A 21,402-nucleotide genomic window follows, 5' to 3' on the forward strand; every position below is an offset into this window, starting at 1 on the left:
CGCTTCGTCTTCACCCGGGAGTACACGCACCGTGGCCGACCGACTGATCATCCGTGGCGCGCGCGAGCACAACCTGCGTGACGTCAGTCTCGACCTGCCCCGGGACGCACTCATCGTGTTCACCGGGCTGTCCGGGTCGGGCAAGTCGAGCCTGGCCTTCGACACGATCTTCGCCGAGGGGCAGCGGCGCTACGTCGAGTCGCTCTCGTCGTACGCCCGGCAGTTCCTCGGCCAGATGGACAAGCCCGACGTCGACTTCATCGAGGGGCTGAGCCCCGCCGTCTCCATCGACCAGAAGTCGACCTCGCGCAACCCGCGCTCGACTGTCGGCACCATCACCGAGGTCTACGACTACCTGCGGCTGCTGTTCGCCCGCGTCGGCGAGCCGCACTGCCCGGTCTGCGGCGAGCGGATCTCCCGCCAGAGCCCGCAGCAGATCGTCGACCGGGTCCTCGCCATGGCCGAGGGCACCAAGTTCATGGTGCTCGCCCCGGTCATCCGTGGCCGCAAGGGCGAGTACGTCGACCTCTTCTCCGAGCTGCAGGCCAAGGGCTACGCCCGGGCCCGCGTCGACGGCGTGGTGCACCCGCTGACCGAGCCGCCGAAGCTCAAGAAGCAGGAGAAGCACACCATCGAGGTGGTGATCGACCGGCTCACCGTCAAGCCGAGCGCCAAGCAGCGGCTGACCGACTCGGTCGAGGCCGCCCTGGGCCTCTCCAGCGGCCTGGTGCTGCTCGACTTCGTCGACCTGCCGGAGGACGACCCGGACCGGGAGCGTCGCTACTCCGAGCACCTGGCCTGCCCCAACGACCACCCGCTCGCCATCGAGGACCTCGAGCCCCGGGTCTTCTCGTTCAACGCGCCGTACGGCGCCTGTCCGGAGTGCACCGGCCTGGGCACGAAGAAGGAGGTCGACCCGGAGCTGCTGGTGCCCGACCCGGAGCGCACCCTGCGTGAGGGCGCGATCCAGCCCTGGGCCACCGGCCACAACCTGGAATACTTCCTGCGCCTGCTGGAGGCGCTCGGCGAGGCCCAGCACTTCGACGTCGACACCCCGTGGCGGGCCCTGCCGGCGCGGGCGCAGAAGACGATCCTGCACGGCTCCGACGACCAGGTGCACGTGCGCTACCGCAACAAGTACGGCCGCGAGCGGTCCTACTACACCGGCTTCGAGGGCGTGGTGCAGTGGATCGAGCGCCGGCACTCCGACACCGAGTCCGAGTGGTCCCGCGACAAGTACGAGGGCTACATGCGCGACGTGCCGTGTGCGGCGTGCGGCGGTGCCCGGCTCAAGCCCGAGGTGCTCGCGGTCACCCTGGCCGGCAAGAGCATCGCCGAGGTCTGCAACCTGTCCGTGGGGGAGTGCGCGGACCTGCTCGCGGGCATCGAGCTCACCGACCGGCAGAAGATGATCGCCGAGCGGGTGCTCAAGGAGATCAATGCCCGGCTGCGGTTCCTGCTCGACGTCGGTCTGGACTACCTCTCCCTGGACCGGCCGGCCGGCACCCTCTCCGGCGGCGAGGCGCAGCGCATCCGGCTGGCGACCCAGATCGGCTCCGGGCTCGTGGGCGTGCTGTACGTGCTCGACGAGCCGTCGATCGGCCTGCACCAGCGCGACAACCACCGGCTGATCGAGACCCTGATCCGGCTGCGTGGCCTGGGCAACACGCTGATCGTGGTGGAGCACGACGAGGACACCATCCGCACCGCGGACTGGATCGTGGACATCGGGCCGGGCGCCGGTGAGCACGGCGGCAAGATCGTGCACAGCGGTTCGGTGCCGGCGCTGCTGGAGAACCCGGAGTCGGTCACCGGGGCGTACCTGTCCGGGCGCCGGTCGATCCCGACGCCGACGAAGCGCCGCCCGCAGGACCGGGACCGGGAGCTGGTGGTGCACGGCGCGCGCGAGCACAACCTGCGCAACCTGACCGTCTCCTTCCCGCTGGGCCAGCTGATCGCGGTCACCGGGGTCAGCGGCTCGGGCAAGTCGACACTGGTCAACGACATCCTGTACGCGGTGCTCGCCAACCAGATCAACGGCGCCCGGCTGGTGCCGGGCCGGCACACCCGGGTCGGCGGTCTGGAGCACGTGGACAAGGTCGTCGGCGTGGACCAGTCGCCGATCGGCCGGACGCCGCGCTCCAACCCGGCCACCTACACCGGGGTCTGGGACCACGTCCGCAAGCTGTTCGCCGAGACCACCGAAGCCAAGGTGCGCGGGTACGGTCCGGGCCGGTTCTCGTTCAACGTCAAGGGCGGGCGCTGCGAGGCGTGCTCCGGCGACGGCACCATCAAGATCGAGATGAACTTCCTGCCCGACGTGTACGTCCCGTGTGAGGTCTGCAAGGGCGCCCGGTACAACCGGGAGACCCTCGAGGTGCACTACAAGGGCAAGACCGTCTCGGACGTGCTGGAGATGCCGATCGAGGAGGCCGCGGAGTTCTTCTCCGCCATCCCGGCCATCCACCGTCACCTCAAGACGCTGGTCGACGTCGGCCTCGGCTACGTCCGCCTCGGCCAGCCGGCGCCGACCCTCTCCGGTGGTGAGGCGCAGCGGGTCAAGCTCGCCTCCGAGCTGCAGAAGCGCTCCACGGGGCGGACGGTCTACGTGCTCGACGAGCCGACCACCGGCCTGCACTTCGAGGACATCCGCAAGCTGCTGATGGTGCTGGAGGGGCTGGTCGACAAGGGCAACACCGTGATCACCATCGAGCACAACCTCGACGTGATCAAGACGGCCGACTGGCTGATCGACATGGGCCCGGAGGGCGGGCACCGGGGTGGCAGCGTGCTCGCCACCGGCACCCCGGAGGAGGTCGCCGAGGTGCCCGAGAGCCACACCGGCCAGTTCCTGCGCCAGGTGCTCAAGCTCGACGGCGAGGCCAAGGGCGCGGCGGCCGCCACCACCCGGGCCGCCAAGGCCAACGGCACCGCCAAGGCCAACGGCGCCGCCAAGACCCGGGCCCCGCGTAAGGCGACCGCCGCCGCGCGCTGAGCCGACCCGACGCCGGCGATGCCCATCGGGCATCGCCGGCGTTCCCATTTCCTGGGTCGAGGCCGTGCCACCGTGAACCATCCGGCACAGTTGCTCGTGTTGACCTGTGTGGCCGGGAGATCGGGACCGGCACAGCGGCCTAGAGAGAGGCGAGGCATGAGCGACGATCAGGCGCTGACCGGTCCGGGTACGCAGACCCGTCGGGCCCTGCTCACCGGTGTCGGGGCGGCGGGCGCGGCCGTCGTTCTGGCTGCCTGTGGCAGTGACGACACCGGCGACGGAGGCGCGGCCCCGACCAGCGGCGGTCCGGCGGTGCCCAGCACCGGTGACGCCGGCGGCGGCGATCGGCAGGGCGCCCAGTCGCTGGCCAGCACCGCCGACATCCCGGTGGGCGGCGGCAAGGTCCTCGCGGCCGAGGGTGTTGTGATCACCCAGCCGAGCCCGGGTCAGTTCAAGGGGTTCGACCCTATCTGTACGCACCAGCGTTGTCCCGTGTCGAACGTCGACGGCGGCACCATCAACTGCACATGCCATTTCAGCAAGTTTTCGATCGAGGACGGATCGGTCAAGGCTGGGCCGGCTACCGCGCCGCTGGCCTCGAAGCCCGTCAAGGTGGTCGGCGACCAGATTTCGTTCGCCTAGGCATCGGCGCTGAAATGACGTGTATTGCGTGGTTCGCCCGGGCGGTGTCGCTGTCGCCCCAATGGTCGGCGGGGACGATCTGGGGTGTCAGGGCCGGCGGCTAGTCTCGGAGTGTGGCTGACCCCTCGACCTACCGTCCCGCCCCCGGCACCATCCCGGAGTCCCCGGGGGTCTATCGCTTCCGCGACGGCACCGGTCGGGTGATCTACGTCGGCAAGGCGAGGAACCTGCGCAGCCGGCTCAACTCCTACTTCGGCGACATCTGGAACCTGCACGAGCGCACCCGACAGATGGTCACCACCGCCGAGTCGGTGGACTGGATCACCGTCGGCACCGAGGTCGAGGCGCTCCAGCAGGAGTTCACTGAGATCAAGCAGTACGACCCGCGGTTCAACGTCCGCTACCGCGACGACAAGTCGTACCCCTATCTGGCCGTCACCCTCGATGAGGAGTACCCGCGGCTCCAGGTGATGCGCGGCGCGAAGCGCAAGGGCGTGCGCTATTTCGGGCCGTATTCGCACGCCTGGGCGATCCGGGAGACCCTCGACCTGCTGCTGCGGGTGTTCCCGGCCCGGACGTGCTCCGCCGGGGTCTTCAAGCGGGCTGGCCAGGTCGGCCGGCCCTGTCTGCTCGGCTACATCGGCAAGTGCTCGGCGCCCTGCGTCGGCAGCGTCTCCGCCGACGAGCACCGGGCCATCGTCGACGGCTTCTGCGACTTCATGGCCGGGCGCACCGACTCCATGGTTCGGAAGATCGAACGCGAGATGACCGAGGCGAGCGAGCAGCTGGAGTTCGAGCGGGCCGCCCGGCTGCGCGACGACGTGGCCGCCCTGCGCCGGGCGATGGAGAAGCAGACCGTGGTGTTGGGCGACGGCACCGACGCCGACGTGGTCGCGTTCGCCGACGACCCGCTCGAGGCGGCCGTGCAGGTCTTCCATGTCCGCGACGGCCGGGTCCGCGGCCAGCGCGGCTGGGTGGTGGAGAAGACCGAGGAGCTGACCACCGGCGACCTGGTGCACCACTTCTGCACCCAGGTGTACGGCGGCGAGCATGGCGAGGCCGACGTGCCCCGCGAGCTGCTGGTGCCCGAGCTGCCCGCCGACGCCGATGCGCTGGCCGACTGGCTCTCCACCCACCGTGGCAGCCGCGTCTCGCTGCGGGTGCCGCAGCGTGGCGACAAGCGCTCGTTGATGGAGACGGTGGAGCGCAACGCGAAGGACGCGCTGGCCCGGCACAAGCTCAAGCGGTCCGGTGATCTGACCACCCGGGGTAAGGCCCTGGACGAGATCAGCGAGGCGCTGGGCATGCGCACCTCGCCGCTGCGCATCGAGTGCTTCGACATCTCCCAGATCCAGGGCACCGACGTGGTGGCCAGCATGGTGGTCTTCGAGGACGGGCTGCCCCGCAAGAGCGAGTACCGGCGGTTCATCGTCCGGGGCGCGACCGACGACCTCTCCGCGATGTCCGAGGTGCTGCGCCGCCGCTTTGCCCGCTACCTCGACGCGCGGGCGGAGACTGGCGAGGCGGGGGTCGAGCCGGCCGACGATCCGGCCGCACCGGGTGGCCTCGGTGACATCGACGAGCCGCAGGTCGGCATCCTGGTCGATCCGACCACCGGCCGGCCGCGCAAGTTCGCGTACCCGCCGCAGCTGGTGGTCGTCGACGGTGGCGCGCCGCAGGTCGCCGCCGCCGCCCAGGCCCTCGCCGAGCTCGGCATCGACGACGTGGCGCTGTGCGGGCTGGCCAAGCGGCTGGAGGAGGTCTGGCTCCCGGACGACGAGTTCCCGGTCATCCTGCCGCGCACCTCGGAAGGGCTCTACCTGCTGCAACGGATTCGCGACGAGGCGCACCGGTTCGCCATCACCTTCCACCGGCAGCGCCGTTCCAAGCGGATGACCGAGTCGGCGCTGGACAATGTGCCCGGCCTGGGCGAGGTGCGGCGCAAGGCGCTGCTGCGGCACTTCGGCTCGCTCAAGCGGCTCTCCGCCGCCACCGTCGAGGAGATCACCGAGGTGCCCGGGGTGGGCCGGCGCACCGCCGAGTCGATCCTGGCCGCCCTCAGCAAGGGCACCACGAGGGCCGACGAGGGCGCCGAGGCCACCCCCAGCTCGTGAGTCGGCCGGCCGCATCCCCGCGCTCCCTGTCGAGCTGCCCCAGATGTGGGCGCGCGTCCTCGCCCGTCCCCGGGGGCTGATATCGCGGTGTCCCGGCGCCGGGGATGCCCCGATCTCAGCGAAACCGAGTCGATCAGCCTGCGCTGACCCGGACGAGGCGTCGGAAGTGCCACAGACAGGTTTCAACGGCCCTGGCCGGCGCGCTCGCGGTGGGCGGGACGAGTGGCTCGACGGCGCACAGCGAGTTGTCGACGCGGGCGGCATCCGTGCCGGAGAGCGTGATACCTCAGAGTCATATTTATGGGTCTTGTGTCGAGTTAGTGGGTCGTTGGTGATCATCTTGCGGGTAGTTGGGGTCGGTGGCCGCCGAGGCTGAGCATGGCCAGGGCAATGAGGGCGTCGGGTGAGTGGAAGCCGAAGGCCATCCGGGTGATCAGGCGGATCTTGGCGTTGACGGACTCGATGCGGCCGTTGGACAGGCCGTGTTCGATGGACGCGACGATGGCGTCGCGGTGACGCGTCACGCGTCGTTGCAGGTCGACGAAGACGTCGATGCGGCTGCGTCGGGCCCATCCGATCCACCGGTCGAGGGCTTCGACCGCCGCTGTCGGGCTGGTCTTGGCCAGGGTGAACACCAGTCGTAGGCCTTCCTTCAACGCCCAGGCCCGGTGCAGGCGGGGATGGGTCTTGGCGATCCAGGCGAGTTTGGCGTGCTGGGCGTCGGTGAGGTTCTGCGGGTTCTTCCACAACGCCCAGCGGGTGTTCTTCAACTGCCGGGCCGCGCCGACAGCGACGCCGCGACGGCCTGCCCCACGCCCGGTGGCCTCGTTCCAGGCTTGGCGGCGAACCCGATCCACGGCGTCAGTGGCCCAGGCCACGACGTGGAACGCATCGGCGCAGCGCACCGCGTTCGGGCAGCGGCGACGCACGACCGTGGTGATCCAGTCCGCGCCGTCAGCCGACACGTGCGTGATCTTCGCGGCCCGATCAGAACCGAGCAGGTCGAAGAACTCCTGCAACGTGGCTGCGCTCTTGCCCGGCGCCGCCCACACCAGCCGACCCGTGTCGTGATCGACGACCACCGTCAGATACCGGTGGCCCTTCTTGTAGCTGACCTCATCGATGCCGATACGACGCAACCCGTCGTACCGGTCTTCAAGGCCACCGGTGTCAGCCCACACCCGGGCCACGATCGCCCCGACGGTGCGCCACCCGATCCGCATCACCTGCGACACCGCCGACTTCGCTGTGTGCACCGCCAGCCACGCCACCGTCGCGTCGAACGCCCGCGTATGCCCCGCCCCATGACGAGCCCAGGGCACCGCCGCGACCACCACCTGATGCACCGGACACGACACCCGCGGCGCGTCCGCCTCGACCACCGCCCGCACCACACCCAGATCCAACGTCCGCCACCGACGCCGCACCCCGGCGTCATAGCGCGCACACCGCCGCCCGCAATGCGGACACCGCCGCGACGCGCCCTTACGCACCCGCACCCGAGCCACCACCACCGACTCGACCGGATCGAACTCCACACCCTCCACCACCGCCTGCTCGACCCCGAGCAGCACAGCCCATACCCTGGCAGAACGCACGCCGTTCTCCCGCCCATCCAGTTCTGACCTTCGACAAGCCAGAACCTAGGCAGGACAACGGCGTGCGCCACAAACGACGCGCCCAACCACCCACAGACACGACACAAGACCCATATTTATGCCTCACAGGTATCGGGCTCGCATGCCTACTGGCCCCCGGCCCGCCCGCAACGCGGTCGCGACCTCGCGGCAGGTTGTGGCCACGCCGCACAGCACTGTCCGGGAAGTGCGCCCCCGTGGAGCCCGCCGGGTTGAAGCCTCGACGACCTGACTGTCCGGTTCGCGGTGGGCACGGCTGGGTGCCGGTGTCCGGTTTCGGGGTGGGCGTCCTGTGGTCGGGGCCACCCGTGGGCTGGAATCGGGGGCCGGGCGGGGTGGTTATACCTGGCAGATCACCGCGCCCCCGCCGGGCACTGGTGCGGCAGCCGCCGGGAACACCCGCCGGCCCGCCGCGGTTACATCCCCCGGACACCCGAGCAGGCCCCCCGGCCGCCGGGCAGATCCCCTTTTCGAACTTCCCGTGCGACACCCGCCCCCGCTTGGGGTGTCACGCGTATCCCCCATCGCAGAGGAGCACGCCATCATGCGTACCGATCTGATCCGCAAGACCGCCCTGACCGCTGCCGGCCTCGCGTTCACCGGCGGCGCCATCGCCGGCCCCGTCACCGCCGCCTACGCCGCGTCGGACGCCAAGCCGACCACCCAGACCCAGAGCGACCGTAAGCCCGCCGGTGAGCGTCAGCTCGGCGTGCGCTACGAGGCGCAGCCCAACTTCTACTACTGCGGCCCCGCCGCCACGCGTAACGCCCTGTCCGTGCAGGGCAAGGACATCAGCGTGGACGCCATGGCCAAGGAGATGGGCACCACCGAGGCCGGCACCAACTCCATCAACGACATCACCCCGGTGCTGAACAAGGAGACCGGCAAGAACAACGCCTACCACTCGGTCGAGATCAGCAGCCCCAACGCTGACGACAAGCAGACCGACACCCTGCGCGCCGACGTCGTGCGCACCGTCAACGACGGCCGGGCAGTGGTCGCGAACATCGCCGGCACCAGCGTCGACACCGACGGCGCGATGCACTCCTTCGAGGGCGGGCACTACATCAGCGTCGTGGGCTACCGCGACGGCGGCAACATCGTCAAGATCGCCGACTCCGCCGATGCCAACACCGCCTCCTACGAGGTCACCATCGAACACCTCGCCGACTGGATCGCCACCCGCGGCTACGCCACCAGCTGACCCAGACAGCACCGACAAGGGCCGGACCCCACCAGGGGCCCGGCCCTTTCGTCATGCCCAGTTCGGCGTCAGGCCGGGGCGGCGTCGGAGGCGAGGACCGCCAGGATCTGCTCGCCGTACTTGGCGAGCTTGTTCTCGCCGACCCCGCTGACCCGGGACAGCTCGGCCAGCGAGCCAGGGGCGTCGCTCGCGATCTGCCGCAGCGTGGCGTCGTGGAAGATCACGTACGCCGGGACGCCCTGCTCCTTGGCGGTGGCCGCCCGCCAGCCGCGCAGCCGCTCGAAGACCGCAGTGGCGGCCGGGCCCAGGTCCGCGACCACGGTGGCCGCACCGCGTGGCTTCGTCGACCGGCTCGACGCGGGCTTCTCCGGTTCGCGGCGCATCGTCACGGTGCGGCGACGCCCCAGCACCTCGGCGCTCGCCTCGGTCAGCGCCAACGTGCCGTAGTCGCCCTCCACGGCGAGCAGCCCTTCGGCGAGCAACTGTCGGACCACGCCCCGCCACTCGGCGTCGCTCAGCTCGGTGCCGATGCCGAAGACGGTGAGCGCGTCATGGCCGTACTGGCTGATCTTGTCGGTCTGCTTGCCGAGCAGGATGTCGATGCAGTGCCCGGCGCCGAACCGCTGGTTGCGTTCGCGGTCGAGACGGAAGACTGTGGAGAGCAACTTCTGTGCGGCGACAGTGCCGTCCCAGGACTCCGGCGGGTTGAGGCAGGTATCGCAGTTGCCGCAGGCGGCCGTTGCCGGCTCACCGAAGTATTCGAGCAGCTGGACGCGCCGGCAGCGCACCGTCTCGCAGAGTGCGAGCATCGCGTCCAGGTGTGCGGCCAGGTTGCGGCGGTGCGCGAGGTCGCCGTCGGACGTCTCGATCATCTTGCGCTGCTGGACCACGTCCTGGAGCCCGTACGCCAGCCAGGCCGTGGACGGCAGCCCGTCCCGGCCGGCGCGGCCGGTTTCCTGGTAGTAGCCCTCTACCGACTTGGGCAGGTCGAGGTGCGCGACGAACCGGACGTCGGGCTTGTCGATGCCCATGCCGAAGGCGATGGTGGCCACCATCACCAGACCGTCCTCGCGCAGGAAGCGCTGCTGGTTGGCGGCGCGGGTGGCCGCGTCCAGGCCGGCGTGGTAGGGCAGCGCGGCGATCCCGTTGGCGGTGAGGAACTCGGCCGTCTTGTCCACCGAGGCGCGGGACAGGCAGTAGACGATCCCGGCGTCGCCGGGGTGCTCATCGCGCAGCAGGGCCAGCAACTGCTTACGGGGCTCGCGCTTGGGCACGATCCGATACTGGATGTTGGGCCGGTCGAAGCTGGCCACGAAGTGCCGGGCGTCGTCGAGCTTGAGCCGGCCGGCGATCTCGGTGCGGGTGGCGCTGGTCGCGGTGGCGGTCAGCGCGATCCGGGGCACGTCCGGCCACCGTTCGTGCAGCATCGACAGCGCCAGGTAGTCGGGGCGGAAGTCGTGCCCCCACTGGGACACGCAGTGCGCCTCGTCGATCGCGAACAGCCCGATCCGGCCCCGGTCGAGCAGGGCGAGGGTGGACCGCACGCCGAGCGCCTCCGGGGCCAGGTAGAGCAGATCCAGCTCGCCGGCCAGGAAGGCCGCCTCGACCCGGCGCCGGGCCTCGAGACTCTGGGTCGAGTTGAGGAAGCCGGCCCGCACGCCGACCGCGGTGAGCGCGTCCACCTGGTCCTGCATCAGGGCGATCAGCGGGGACACGACGACCGCGACGCCCTCGCGGACCAGGGCCGGGATCTGGTAGCAGAGCGACTTGCCGCCGCCGGTGGGCATCAACACCAGCGCGTCACCGCCGGCCACCACGTGGTCGATCACCTCCTGCTGGAAACCGCGGAAGGCGTCGTAGCCGAACACCCGGCGCAGCACCGGCAGCGCGTCCTCGGTACGCAGGTCGGTGGGGGAAGCCATCCGCGGAGTCTACGAGCCCACCCCGACAGCGCCCGCCCGACGCACCCGGACAGGTGGACCGCCGGGCCGGGCCGACCGGTGACGGGTGCCCGACCACGGCCGGGCGGCGGGATAGAGTCGCTGATTGACCAATCGCGGCCGATGGCGGCCGCGGCGCCACGGCTGGGGGTACGGGTGAGCGAGGCGCGCACAGCCAGTGACCGGATCGACGTCCCGGAGGCCATCGACGGGCAGCCGACGGCCGAGTCGGAGACCACACTCGTGGTGGTCACCGGGCTCTCCGGCGGCGGCCGCAGCACGGTCGCCCGGGCGTTGGAGAACGTCGGGTACTACGTGGTGGACAACCTGCCGCAGGCGCTGATGCTCGACATGGCCGAACTGGCGTTCAAGGCCGGCGGCGCGGCACGGCGTACCGCGATGGTGCTGGACGTCCGTTCGCGCGCCTTCTCCACCGACCTGGTTGGGGCGATCCGGGAGCTCAAGGAGCGCGGCTTCTCACCCCGGGTGGTCTTCGTCGACGCCGACGACGAGGTCCTGATCCGGCGGTTCGAGAGCGTCCGGCGTTCGCACCCCTTGCAGGGCGACGGACGGCTGGCCGACGGCATCGCCGTGGAGCGTGGGCTGCTCGAGGAGGCTCGCGACCAGGCCGACGTGATCATCGACACCAGCCACCTGAACGTCAACCAGCTCCGCCGGCGCATCGAGGAACTGTTCGGCGGCGAGGACGCCCGCCGGCTGCGGGTCACCGTGCTGTCGTTCGGCTTCAAGTACGGGCTGCCGCCGGACGCCGACTTCGTGCTGGACGCCCGGTTCCTGCCCAACCCGTACTGGGTGCCGGAGCTGCGCGAGCACACCGGGCGGGAGGAGGCGGTCAGCGCGTACGTGCTGGGCCAGGAGGGCGCCGACGCCTTCGTCGCCTCGTACGCCGACCTGGTAAACGCCACCACCGCCGGCTTCGAGCGGGAGGGCAAGCGGTACCTGACCGTCGCGGTGGGCTGCACCGGCGGCAAGCACCGCAGCGTGGCCATCGCGGAGGAGCTGGCCGGACGGCTGCGCCAGTCCGGGTTGGCGGCCAACGCCCAGCACCGCGACCTGGGGCGGGAATGACGGCCCGCCGGGTGGTGGCGTTCGGCGGCGGGCACGGTCTCTCCGCCTCGCTGCGTGCGCTGCGCCACTGCGCTCCCGAACTTGATCTGGACATCACCGCGGTGGTCACGGTCGGCGACGACGGTGGCTCCAGCGGCCGGCTGCGCGCCGAGCGGGGTGGCCTGCCCCCCGGCGACCTGCGGCAGGCGCTTGTCGCGCTGGCCGGCGACCATCCCGCCACGCGCCGCAGCGCCGGGCTGTTCCAGCACCGCTTCGCCGCCGCGCCGGCGGACGCACCGGGGTTCGCGGCCCCGGCGGCGGGTGACCCCGACGGTGGCGCCGGCCGGGCGGCGGCCCGGGCCGACGGGCTGGCGGGGCACGCGGTCGGCAACCTGGTGCTCTGCGGCCTGATGGAGCTGCTCGGTGACCCGGTGGCCGCGCTGGAGCACGCCGGTGCCATGCTCGGGGCGGTCGGCCGGGTGCTGCCCATGTCCCGCGAACCGGTGGGCATCGAGGCCCAGGTGCGGGGCGCCGACCCGGCCGTGCCGGACGAGGTGCGCACCGTACGCGGCCAGCACCAGGTGGCGGTCACCACCGGGCGGGTCGAGTCGCTGCGGCTCAGCCCGACCGCCCCGGCGGCCTGCGCCGAGGCGCTGGCCGCGATCGGCGCGGCGGACTGGCTGATCTTCGGGCCGGGCAGCTGGTACACCAGTGTGCTGCCGCACCTGCTGGTGCCGCAGCTGGCCGACGCGATCGTGTCCAGCCCGGCCCGGCGACTGGTCACCCTGAACCTCGCCGCGGAGAAGGAGACCCTCGGGCTCTCCGTCGCCGATCACCTCGCGGCGCTGCACTGGTACCTTCCCGAGCTCAAGGTGGATCTTGTGCTGGCCGACGCCAAGGCGGTGGGTGACCCCGAACCGGTCGAACGTGCGGCAGAATCGCTGGGTGCCCGCCTGGTCCTCGCCCCCGTCGCCGTTGTCGACGGGACTCCCCGCCATGATCCGGCTGCCCTGGGCGCCGCGCTGGTGCCTGTCCTGGGCGCCGATCGTTAGACACGTACGTAATCTCCGGCGACACGCCGGAACAGGTCCGTGAGGGGACGCACAATGGCGATGACGGCCGCGGTCAAGGACGAGCTGAGTCGGGTCGACGTGCCCAAGCCCTGCTGCCGGCGGGCGGAGATGGCCGCGCTGCTGCGCTTCGCGGGCGGGTTGCACATCGTCTCCGGCCGCGTGGTGGTGGAGGCTGAACTGGACACCGGGGCGGTTGCCCGGCGGTTGCGCCGGGAGATCGCCGAGGTCTACGGCTACCCCAGCGAGATCCACGTGCTGGCCTCCGGTGGGCTGCGCAAGGGCAGCCACTTCATCGTGCGGGTGGTCAAGGACGGCGAGGCCCTGGCCCGGCAGACGGGCCTGCTGGACGTACGCGGCCGGCCGGTGCGTGGGCTGCCCCCGCACGTGGTGGCGGCGAACGTCTGCTGCGCGGTCTCCGCATGGCGGGGTGCGTTCATGGCGCACGGCTCGCTCACCGAGCCCGGCCGGTCCAGCGCGCTGGAGATCACCTGTCCGGGGCCGGAGTCGGCGCTGGCGCTGGTCGGCGCGGCCCGCCGGATCGGGATCACCGCCAAGAACCGCGAGGTGCGCGGGGTGGACCGGGTGGTGGTCAAGGACGGTGACGCCATCGCGGCGCTGCTCACCCGGATCGGCGCGCACTCCAGCGTGCTGGCCTGGGAGGAGCGCCGGGTCCGCCGTGAGGTACGGGCCACCGCCAACCGGCTGGCCAACTTCGACGACGCCAACCTGCGCCGCTCGGCGCGCGCCGCTGTGGCCGCCGCCGCCCGGGTGACCCGGGCGCTGGAGATCCTCGCCGACGAGGCGCCCAACCACCTGACCGACGCTGGTCGGCTGCGCCTGGAGCACCGGCAGGCGTCGCTGGAGGAGCTGGGCGCGCTGGCCGAGCCGCCGTTGACCAAGGACGCCATCGCCGGGCGGATCCGCCGGCTGCTGGCGCTGGCCGACAAGCGGGCCCGGGACCTCGGCATCCCGGATACCGAAGCAGCCGTCACGCCCGACATGCTCGTGGTCTGATAGGACGGTGGGGCCGCACGGTGCGCCCGGGAACACCACCCGGCGCAGCGTGGCCGCGCACGCTCGGATATGGTCGCTGCGTACGGCAAGGGGGCCGACACAGGCACTCCTCGTCGTGCCCACCGCCTCGGGCGGTCAGGTCCTCAGACCGCGGCGGGGTGCCGAGATGAACCGTCAACGGCCGGCTCCAACGGTCGGCGCACACCACTCCGCCGGCCCGTTGTCTGAAGCCGGCGGACCAGAACGCGAGGAGATGGGACCTGTGACCATCCGGGTTGGCATCAACGGCTTCGGCCGGATCGGCCGTAACTTCTTCCGGGCAGTGCTGGCGTCCGACGCCGACATCGAGGTCGTGGCGGTGAACGACCTGACCGACAACGCCACGCTCGCCCACCTGCTCAAGTACGACAGCATCCTGGGCCGCCTGCCCTACGAGGTCAAGGCGACCGCCGACGAGATCACCGTCGGTGGCAAGACCATCAAGGCGTACGCCGAGAAGGACCCGGCATCGCTGCCGTGGGGCGAGGTCGGCGCCGACGTCGTCATCGAGTCGACCGGCTTCTTCACCGACGCCACCAAGGCCAAGGCGCACATCGCCGGCGGGGCCAAGAAGGTCATCATCTCCGCCCCGGCGAAGAACGAGGACGTCACGGTCGTCATGGGTGTCAACCACGACACCTACGACCCGGCGAAGCACACCATCATCTCCAACGCTTCGTGCACCACCAACTGCCTCGCGCCGATGGCGAAGGTCCTGCACGACACGTTCGGCATCCAGCACGGTCTGATGACGACGATCCACGCGTACACCCAGGACCAGAACCTCCAGGACGCCCCGCACAAGGACCTGCGCCGGGCGCGGGCCGCCGCGCTGAACATCGTGCCGACCTCCACCGGCGCCGCCAAGGCGATCGGCCTGGTGCTGCCGGAGCTCAAGGGCAAGCTCGACGGGTACGCCCTGCGGGTGCCGATCCCGACCGGCTCGGTCACCGACCTCACCGTCAACGTGGGTCGCGAGACCACCGTGGACGAGGTCAACGCCGCGCTGAAGGCCGCCGCGGACGGCCCGCTCAAGGGCATCCTGGTCTACAACGAGGACCCGATCGTCTCCACCGACATCGTCACCGACCCGGCGTCGTGCATCTTCGACGCGCCGCTGACCAAGGTGGTCGGCAACCAGGTCAAGGTCGTCGGCTGGTACGACAACGAGTGGGGTTACTCCAACCGCCTGGTCGACCTGGTCAAGCTGGTGGGTTCGTCGCTGTGAGCATCCGTACCCTCGACGACCTGCTCGCCGAGGGGGTGTCGGGTCGGCGCGTGCTGGTGCGCGCCGACCTGAACGTCCCGCTCGACAAGCAGACCGGTGCCATCACCGACGATGGGCGCATCCGCGCCGTGCTGCCGACCCTCGGCGCGCTGGTCGAGGCCGGTGCCAAGGTGGTCGTCTGCTCGCACCTGGGTCGCCCGAAGGGCACGCCGGACCAGCAGTTCAGCCTCCGTCCGGTCGCCGGGCGGCTCGGTGAGCTGCTCGGCGCGCCGGTGCACTTCGCCACCGACACGGTCGGTGACTCCGCCCGCTCCACCGTCGCGGGCCTGGCCGACGGCCAGGTCGCCCTACTGGAGAACCTGCGTTTCAACGCCGGTGAGACCAGCAAGGACGACGCCGAGCGGGGCGCCTTCGCCGACCAGCTCGCCGCGTTCGGCGACGCGTACGTCGACGACGCGTTCGGTGCCGTGCACCGCAAGCACGCCAGCGTGTACGACGTGCCGGCGCGGCTTCCGCACGTGGCCGGCCGACTGGTGCTGCGTGAGGTCGAGGTGCTCTCCACGCTCACCAGTGACCCCGCGCGGCCGTACGTGGTGGTGCTCGGCGGGTCCAAGGTCTCCGACAAGCTGGCGGTGATCGAGGCCCTGCTGCCCACTGTCGACCGGCTGCTCATCGGTGGCGGAATGTGCTTCACCTTCCTCAAGGCCCAGGGCCTGGAGGTGGGCACCTCGCTGCTGGAGAAGGACATGGTCGAGACCTGCGGCAACCTGCTGGAGCGGGCCGCCGGCAAGATCATGCTCCCGGTCGACGTGGTGGTCGCGGACGCCTTCGCCCCGGACGCCGCGCACGACACGGTCCGCGTCGACGGCATCCCGAGCCACCGGCTCGGTCTGGACATCGGCCCGGAGACGGTGGCCGGCTTCGCCGCCGCGCTGTCCCAGGCGAAGACGGTCTTCTGGAACGGCCCGATGGGCGTGTTCGAGATGCCGGCGTTCGCGGCGGGCACCCGGGGGATCGCCGAGGCGATCACCAAGGCCGACGCGTTCAGCGTCGTCGGTGGCGGCGACTCCGCGGCCGCGGTCCGTGCGCTGGGCCTCGACGAGACGTCCTTCGGGCACATCTCCACCGGCGGCGGCGCCTCCCTGGAATACCTCGAGGGCAAGACCCTCCCCGGCATCGCGGCCCTGGAGAACTGAATGGCGAGCACCACCCGCCGGCCACTGATGGCCGGCAACTGGAAGATGAACCTCAACCACCTCGAGGCCAACCTGCTGGTGCAGAAGCTGGCCGCGAGCCTCACCGAGAAGCAGCTCACCGAGGTGGAGACGGTCGTCCTGCCGCCCTTCACCGACCTGCGCACCGTGCAGACGGCGGTGGACGGGGACAAGCTGCTCATCGGGTACGGCGCGCAGGACCTCTCGCCGCACGCCTCGGGCGCGTACACCGGGGATATCTCGGGCCCGATGCTGGCCAAGCTCGGGTGCTCGTACGTCGTCGTCGGGCACTCCGAGCGGCGGGCCTACCACCACGAGAACGACGCGCTGGTCAACGCCAAGGTGAAGGCGGCGCTGACGCACGGCCTGACCCCGATCCTGTGCGTGGGGGAGGGGCTGGACGTCCGCGAGCAGGGCGGCCACGTGGCGCACTGCTCCGATCAGCTCGACGGTGGCCTCGCCGGGCTCACCGCCGAGCAGGTGCGGCAGGTGGTGATCGCGTACGAGCCGGTCTGGGCGATCGGTACCGGCAAGACCGCGACGCCGGACGACGCACAGGAGGTCTGCGGTGCGGTCCGTCAGCGGCTGGCGGTGCGCTTCGACCAGGACACCGCGGACCAGGTCCGGGTCCTCTACGGCGGCTCGGTCAAGGCGTCCAACATCGCCACGATCATGGCGATGGCGGACGTGGACGGGGGCCTGGTGGGTGGCGCCAGCCTGGACGCGGAGGAATTCGCGCAGATCTGCCGGTTCCCGGAGCACATCGCCCGCTGATCGCTCGGTATCCTTGACCCCGCCCGTCCGCCGGTCGGTGCCGCCGTGCCCGATCAGACCGGGCGAGGATCGCTACGAGAGGACTGACCCCAGCCATGCCGATCTGGTTCGCATACACGTTGATCGTGTTGCTGATCATCACGAGCGTCCTGCTCACCTTGCTCATCCTGCTGCACCGCGGCAAGGGCGGCGGTCTGTCGAGCATGTTCGGCGGTGGCGTCAGCTCCAGCCTCGCCGGCTCCTCCGTGGCGGAGAAGAATCTGGACCGCTACACCGTTCTGGTGAGTGTCGTCTGGTTCGCCGCCATCATCGGGCTGGGGCTCTGGCTCCGGCTCCAGATGAACAGCGGCGCCTGAGCAGGCCCGTAAAGTCGTACAATCTGCGCGCGGTCCGTCACCAGACGGGCCGCGCGCAGGCTTTTCTCCGCTGCACCGCGTCGCCCGCCGCCCACCCCTGAAGACGGCGGGTCCCTCCGACGACAGGAGCGAGCAGCCGTGCCGAGTGGCAATGTCATCCGCGGCGCCCGGATCGGGTCCGCACCGGTCCGTCCGGACGAGCGACACCCTCCCGCCCCCCGACAGGACGTCACCTACTGGTGCCGCAACGACCACCGGACCAGCATCCGGATCGCCGCGGACGCCGTGGCGCCGCCGCTGTGGGACTGTCCCCGCTGCGGCCTGCCCGCGGGGCAGGACGCGCAGAACCCGCCCGGGCGGGCCCGCGCCGAGCCGTACAAGAGCCACCTGGCGTACGTGAAGGAGCGGCGTACCGCCGAGGAGGGCGAGGCGCTGCTGGCCGAGGCGCTCGACGCGCTGCGCCGCCGCCGGGGCGAATGAAAGGAAGGGCCCCTTATTAACGCGTACGCGTTAATAAGGGGCCCTTCCTTCCGCGCGGGGCGCGCGGCGCGCTCAGCGCAGGCTGCGCAGCCGGGCCGGTACGTCGGCTGCCGCCGCCCGGTCCAGCAGCCAGCGGGTACGGCCCACGCCGTGCACCCCGGCGGCCGGCAACTGCACCGGCCCGGCCCCGGCCAGCGCCATACCCACAGCCCGCGCCTTGTCCGCGCCGCCGGCCACCAGCCAGACCTCCTCGGCGGTGTTGATCGCCGGCAGGGTGAGCGTGGTCCGCACCGGCGGCGGCTTCGGGCTGCCCCGCACCGCGCTGCACGGCCGGCTCTCGTAGTGCACCGGGTGCTCGGGGAAGATCGAGGCGACGTGCCCGTCCTCCCCGACGCCCAGCATCAGCACGTCGAAGTGCGGCAGCACGGCGTGCCCGGGGCGGGCGGCGCGCGCCAGCTCCTCGGCGTACGCGGCGGCGGCCGCCTCGGGGTCGTTGCCGGCCGGGCCGTCGGAGGCGGGCATCGGGTGCACCCGGGCCGGGTTCAGCGGCACCACGTCCAGCAGGGCGGCGCGGGCCTGGGTCTCGTTGCGCTCCGGGTCGCCGCCGGGCAGGAACCGCTCGTCGCCCCACCACACGTCGACCCGGGACCAGTCCACCGCGTCGCGGGCCGGCAGGTGTGCCACCGCCCGGTACACGGCCGCGGCGATCCGCCCGCCGGTGAGCACCACCGAGGCCTCGCCCCGGTCGGCCTGGGCGTCGAGCAGCTTCACCAGCAGCCGGGCCGCCACGGCCTGCGCCAGCAGATCGGCGTCGGCGTGGACGGCGACACTCGCCTCACTCATTGGTTGTGCCTTCGTTTCCCGACCGCGGGGCGGTCGCTGTCGCGTCGTGCCCGGGCCGGTGCCCGGACGTGGCGGGGCGGGGTGCCCCGGAGGTCCCGGGGCAGGGACAAGGCTCACCCGGCCCTGCCCCATGTGGTGCCTCGGTCGCCGGCGGGCTCAGCGCTCGCCGCTCGTGCCGGCGTGGGCGGTGATCCCCGCCTCGGCGCGCTGTGCGGTGGCCGGATCCTTCCAGACGTGCACCCGCTGCGGCGGGCGCTGCTCCAGGCCACGCAGCCCGGCGGTCGCGCCCAACGCCTCCGCGTACACCTGGTCGGCGTCCAGCCGGCGCAGCTCCTCGGCCAGCTCGTCACCGAGCGGCCGACGCACCAGCGGCAGGGCCCGGTCGTCCTGACCGGTCCGCCGGAACACCGCCATGCTGTCCTCGCGGGTCAGCGTCAGATGGTCGCCGTTGGCGCAGGTCAGCTCCACCTCCCGCATCCGCGGGAACTCGTCGGTGGCCACCCGGCGCGGGGTGATGCCGAGCCGGCTGCCCAGCCAACCGGCCATCAGCTCCGCCGTCGGGTCGCTGGGGGGCGCCACGATGGTCGCCTCGGTGACCCGCGCCTCGGTGGTGTCGAACGCCCCGGCGACCAGGGTCCGCCACGGGGTGATCCGGGTCCACGCCAGGTCGGTGTCGCCCGGGGCGTAGTCCCGGGCCCGCTGCCGCAGCGCCGCCACCGGGTCGGCGGCCTGCGCCGTGTCGGTGATCCGCCGGTCGGCGACGACGCCGAGGAAGTCGGTGGCGATCTCGGCCGGCGGCTCGCCGTGCCACCAGGTCACCACCGGCACGTCCGGCACCAGCAGCGGCATCACGACCGACTCGGCGTGCAGCGCCAGCCGCCCGTACATCCGGGTGACCACCGCCTCGCACGGGCCGAGCCGGCCACCGACCACGATCTCCGCGTCCAGCCGGTTGCGGTCCCGCTCGATCTCGGAGCGGACCACCACCACCAGCCGGCACGGGTGGGCGGCCGCCGCGATCGTCGCCGCCGCCTCCGCCTCCCGCACCCGCTTCTCGTCCACCACCACGATGAGGGTGAGCGCCATGCCGCTGGCCACCCCGCCGGCGCTGCGCCGCTCGGCGGCGAGCGCCTTGACCACCTCGTTGCCGGTGGTGTCCCACAGCCCGATCACTGGAGCCTCCTGGTGTGCTCGCCGCGCCCGCTCGTGTGCCCGCTGGTTCGCTCGCTCACGCGCGCCGCCAGGCGCGGCCCTCGCGGGCCAGCATCTCGTCGGCTGCCCGCGGCCCCCACTCGCCGGAGCGGTACGGCTCCGGCTTGGTGCCCGCCCAGGCATGCTCCAGCGGGTCGATCACCTGCCAGCTCTGCTCGACCTCCGCCGCGTCCGGGAAGAGCGTGCGGTCGCCGATCAGCACGTCCAGCACCAGCCGCTCGTACGCCTCCGGGCTGGACTCGGTGAACGCCTCGCCGTACTGGAAGTCCATCGCGATGTCGCGGACCTCCATCGTGGTGCCCGGCACCTTGGAGCCGAACTTGAGCACCACGCCCTCGTCCGGCTGCACCCGGATGACCAGCTGGTTGTTGCCCAGCGACTCCATGTCGGCGTCGTTGAACGGCAGGTGCGGCGCCTTCTTGAACATGATGGCGACCTCGGTGACCCGCCGGGGCAGCCGCTTGCCGGCCCGGATGTAGAACGGCACCTCGGCCCAGCGGCGGTTCTGGATGCCGAGCCGCACCGCCACGTACGTCTCGGTGGTGGAGTCGCCGGGGACGCCCTGCTCCTCCAGGTAGCCGACCGCGCGCTCACCGCCGACCCACCCCGGCAGGTACTGGCCGCGCACGGTGTCCCGGGCCACGTCCTTGGGCAGGGTGATCGCCTTGAGCACCTTCAGCTTCTCGGTCCGGATCTCGTCGGCGTCGAAGCTGGTCGGCTCCTCCATCGCCACCAGGGCCAGGAGCTGGAGCAGGTGGTTCTGGAGTACGTCGCGGGCGGTGCCGACGGTGTCGTAGAAGCCGGCGCGGCTGCCGATGCCGACGTCCTCGGCCATCGTGATCTGCACCGAGTCGACGTACTTGGAGTTCCAGAGCGGCTCGAACAGGTTGTTGGCGAACCGCAGGGCGAGGATGTTCTGGACCGTCTCCTTGCCCAGGTAGTGGTCGATCCGGAAGACGTCCTGGCGGGTGAAGACGTCGTCGACCAGGTCGTTGAGCGCCTTAGCCGAGGGCAGGTCGTTGCCGAACGGCTTCTCCACCACCACCCGGCGCCAGCCGCCGGACTTCTCGTTGTCGGCCATTCCGGTGCGGGCAAGCTGCTTGAGTACGACCGGGAACGCGGCCGGGGGGATGGAGAAGTAGAACGCCGCGTTGCCGGCGATGCCGTGGCTCTGCCGCAGCTCGTCCAGCGTCGTGGCGAGCTGGTCGAAGGCGGCGTCGTCGTCGAACGACCCGCCGACGAACTTGATGTTGCCGGCCAGTCGTGCCCAGATCTCGTCCCGCCACGGGGTACGCGCGTGCTTGCGCGCCGCCTCGCAGGCCAACGTCTCAAAGTCGCCGTCGCCCCAGTCGCGGCGGGCGAAGCCGAGCACCACGAAACCAGGTGGGAGCAGCCCCCGGTTGGCCAGGTCGTAGACCGCCGGGAGCAGCTTCTTGCGGGCCAGGTCGCCGGTCACCCCGAAGATCACCAGAGCGCACGGCTCGGGGATCCGGGGCAGCCGGCGGTCCTGCGGGTCGCGTAGCGGGTTCACGCCGCCTCCTCGCTCCGCTTGCGTCACGTCGTCCATCC

At 71.4% G+C, this 21,402-nt stretch carries 17 protein-coding genes; 12 read left to right on the plus strand and 5 right to left on the minus strand.

The genetic code is table 11. The features are described from left to right. The first annotated feature begins 31 nt into the window (after window positions 1-31). The 3 genes from uvrA (at window position 32) to uvrC (ending at window position 5,751) form a co-directional block, all read left to right on the plus strand. A complete protein-coding gene (uvrA, locus tag GA0070607_RS21750) occupies window positions 32-2,995 on the plus strand; it encodes an excinuclease ABC subunit UvrA (protein ID WP_089019848.1) in 2,964 nt (987 codons plus the stop codon). Between the two features lie 156 nt (window positions 2,996-3,151). Continuing rightward, window positions 3,152-3,637 (plus strand): Rieske (2Fe-2S) protein, encoded by a 486-nt coding sequence (locus GA0070607_RS21755; protein ID WP_089019849.1) that lies wholly within the window; start codon window positions 3,152-3,154, stop codon window positions 3,635-3,637. Window positions 3,638-3,750: 113 nt separating this feature from the next. Further along, on the plus strand, window positions 3,751-5,751 hold the full coding sequence (gene uvrC, locus GA0070607_RS21760; protein WP_089019850.1) for an excinuclease ABC subunit UvrC: 2,001 nt from the start codon (window positions 3,751-3,753) through the stop codon (window positions 5,749-5,751). Window positions 5,752-6,086: 335 nt separating this feature from the next. Here uvrC and GA0070607_RS21765 read toward each other — a convergent pair whose 3' ends face one another. Then, window positions 6,087-7,349, minus strand: coding sequence for an ISL3 family transposase (locus GA0070607_RS21765; protein ID WP_089017243.1), 1,263 nt, complete (start codon window positions 7,347-7,349; stop codon window positions 6,087-6,089). Window positions 7,350-7,932: 583 nt separating this feature from the next. Between GA0070607_RS21765 and GA0070607_RS21770 the strand changes: the two genes are divergently transcribed. After that, entirely contained in the window at window positions 7,933-8,592 is a 660-nt protein-coding gene (locus GA0070607_RS21770) for a C39 family peptidase (protein WP_089019851.1), read from the plus strand. A 68-nt stretch (window positions 8,593-8,660) separates the two neighbouring features. Here GA0070607_RS21770 and recQ read toward each other — a convergent pair whose 3' ends face one another. Beyond that, window positions 8,661-10,514: a DNA helicase RecQ gene (gene recQ / locus GA0070607_RS21775; protein ID WP_089019852.1), complete on the minus strand. Its 1,854-nt coding sequence runs from the start codon at window positions 10,512-10,514 to the stop codon at window positions 8,661-8,663. A 174-nt stretch (window positions 10,515-10,688) separates the two neighbouring features. Here recQ and rapZ point away from each other — a divergent pair, with 174 nt between their 5' ends. From rapZ to GA0070607_RS21815, 8 genes are all read left to right on the plus strand, one after another. After that, on the plus strand, window positions 10,689-11,621 hold the full coding sequence (gene rapZ, locus GA0070607_RS21780; protein ID WP_231930116.1) for an RNase adapter RapZ: 933 nt from the start codon (window positions 10,689-10,691) through the stop codon (window positions 11,619-11,621). Continuing rightward, on the plus strand, window positions 11,618-12,652 hold the full coding sequence (locus GA0070607_RS21785; protein WP_089019853.1) for a gluconeogenesis factor YvcK family protein: 1,035 nt from the start codon (window positions 11,618-11,620) through the stop codon (window positions 12,650-12,652). The genes rapZ and GA0070607_RS21785 overlap by 4 nt, the downstream gene beginning before the upstream one ends. 54 nt (window positions 12,653-12,706) lie before the next feature. Then, window positions 12,707-13,687, plus strand: a complete 981-nt coding sequence (whiA, locus tag GA0070607_RS21790; protein ID WP_074312802.1) for a DNA-binding protein WhiA — start codon at window positions 12,707-12,709, stop codon at window positions 13,685-13,687. A 262-nt stretch (window positions 13,688-13,949) separates the two neighbouring features. Further along, window positions 13,950-14,954 carry a type I glyceraldehyde-3-phosphate dehydrogenase gene (gap, locus tag GA0070607_RS21795; RefSeq protein WP_089019854.1) on the plus strand — a complete coding sequence of 335 codons (1,005 nt, stop codon included), beginning with the start codon at window positions 13,950-13,952 and terminating at the stop codon, window positions 14,952-14,954. After that, window positions 14,951-16,150, plus strand: coding sequence for a phosphoglycerate kinase (locus GA0070607_RS21800; protein WP_089019855.1), 1,200 nt, complete (start codon window positions 14,951-14,953; stop codon window positions 16,148-16,150). The genes gap and GA0070607_RS21800 overlap by 4 nt, the downstream gene beginning before the upstream one ends. Beyond that, window positions 16,151-16,942, plus strand: a complete 792-nt coding sequence (gene tpiA / locus GA0070607_RS21805) for a triose-phosphate isomerase (protein WP_089019856.1) — start codon at window positions 16,151-16,153, stop codon at window positions 16,940-16,942. A gap of 95 nt (window positions 16,943-17,037) precedes the next feature. Then, window positions 17,038-17,298 (plus strand): preprotein translocase subunit SecG, encoded by a 261-nt coding sequence (gene secG, locus GA0070607_RS21810; RefSeq protein WP_089019857.1) that lies wholly within the window; start codon window positions 17,038-17,040, stop codon window positions 17,296-17,298. 138 nt (window positions 17,299-17,436) lie between these two features. Further along, complete coding sequence (locus tag GA0070607_RS21815; protein ID WP_089019858.1) at window positions 17,437-17,778, plus strand: RNA polymerase-binding protein RbpA; 342 nt, start codon at window positions 17,437-17,439, stop codon at window positions 17,776-17,778. Window positions 17,779-17,850: 72 nt separating this feature from the next. Here the strand turns inward: GA0070607_RS21815 and pgl are convergent, their stop codons facing one another. The 3 genes from pgl to zwf all read right to left on the minus strand — a co-directional run bounded on the left by pgl (window position 17,851) and on the right by zwf (window position 21,400). Further along, window positions 17,851-18,621 carry a 6-phosphogluconolactonase gene (pgl, locus tag GA0070607_RS21820; RefSeq protein WP_089019859.1) on the minus strand — a complete coding sequence of 257 codons (771 nt, stop codon included), beginning with the start codon at window positions 18,619-18,621 and terminating at the stop codon, window positions 17,851-17,853. 156 nt (window positions 18,622-18,777) lie between these two features. Next, complete coding sequence (locus GA0070607_RS21825; protein WP_089019860.1) at window positions 18,778-19,794, minus strand: glucose-6-phosphate dehydrogenase assembly protein OpcA; 1,017 nt, start codon at window positions 19,792-19,794, stop codon at window positions 18,778-18,780. A gap of 55 nt (window positions 19,795-19,849) precedes the next feature. Continuing rightward, a complete protein-coding gene (gene zwf, locus GA0070607_RS21830) occupies window positions 19,850-21,400 on the minus strand; it encodes a glucose-6-phosphate dehydrogenase (RefSeq protein ID WP_089019861.1) in 1,551 nt (516 codons plus the stop codon). Window positions 21,401-21,402: the final 2 nt, after the last annotated feature.

The sequence above is a fragment of the Micromonospora coriariae genome (assembly GCF_900091455.1).
Lineage (GTDB): Bacteria > Actinomycetota > Actinomycetes > Mycobacteriales > Micromonosporaceae > Micromonospora > Micromonospora coriariae.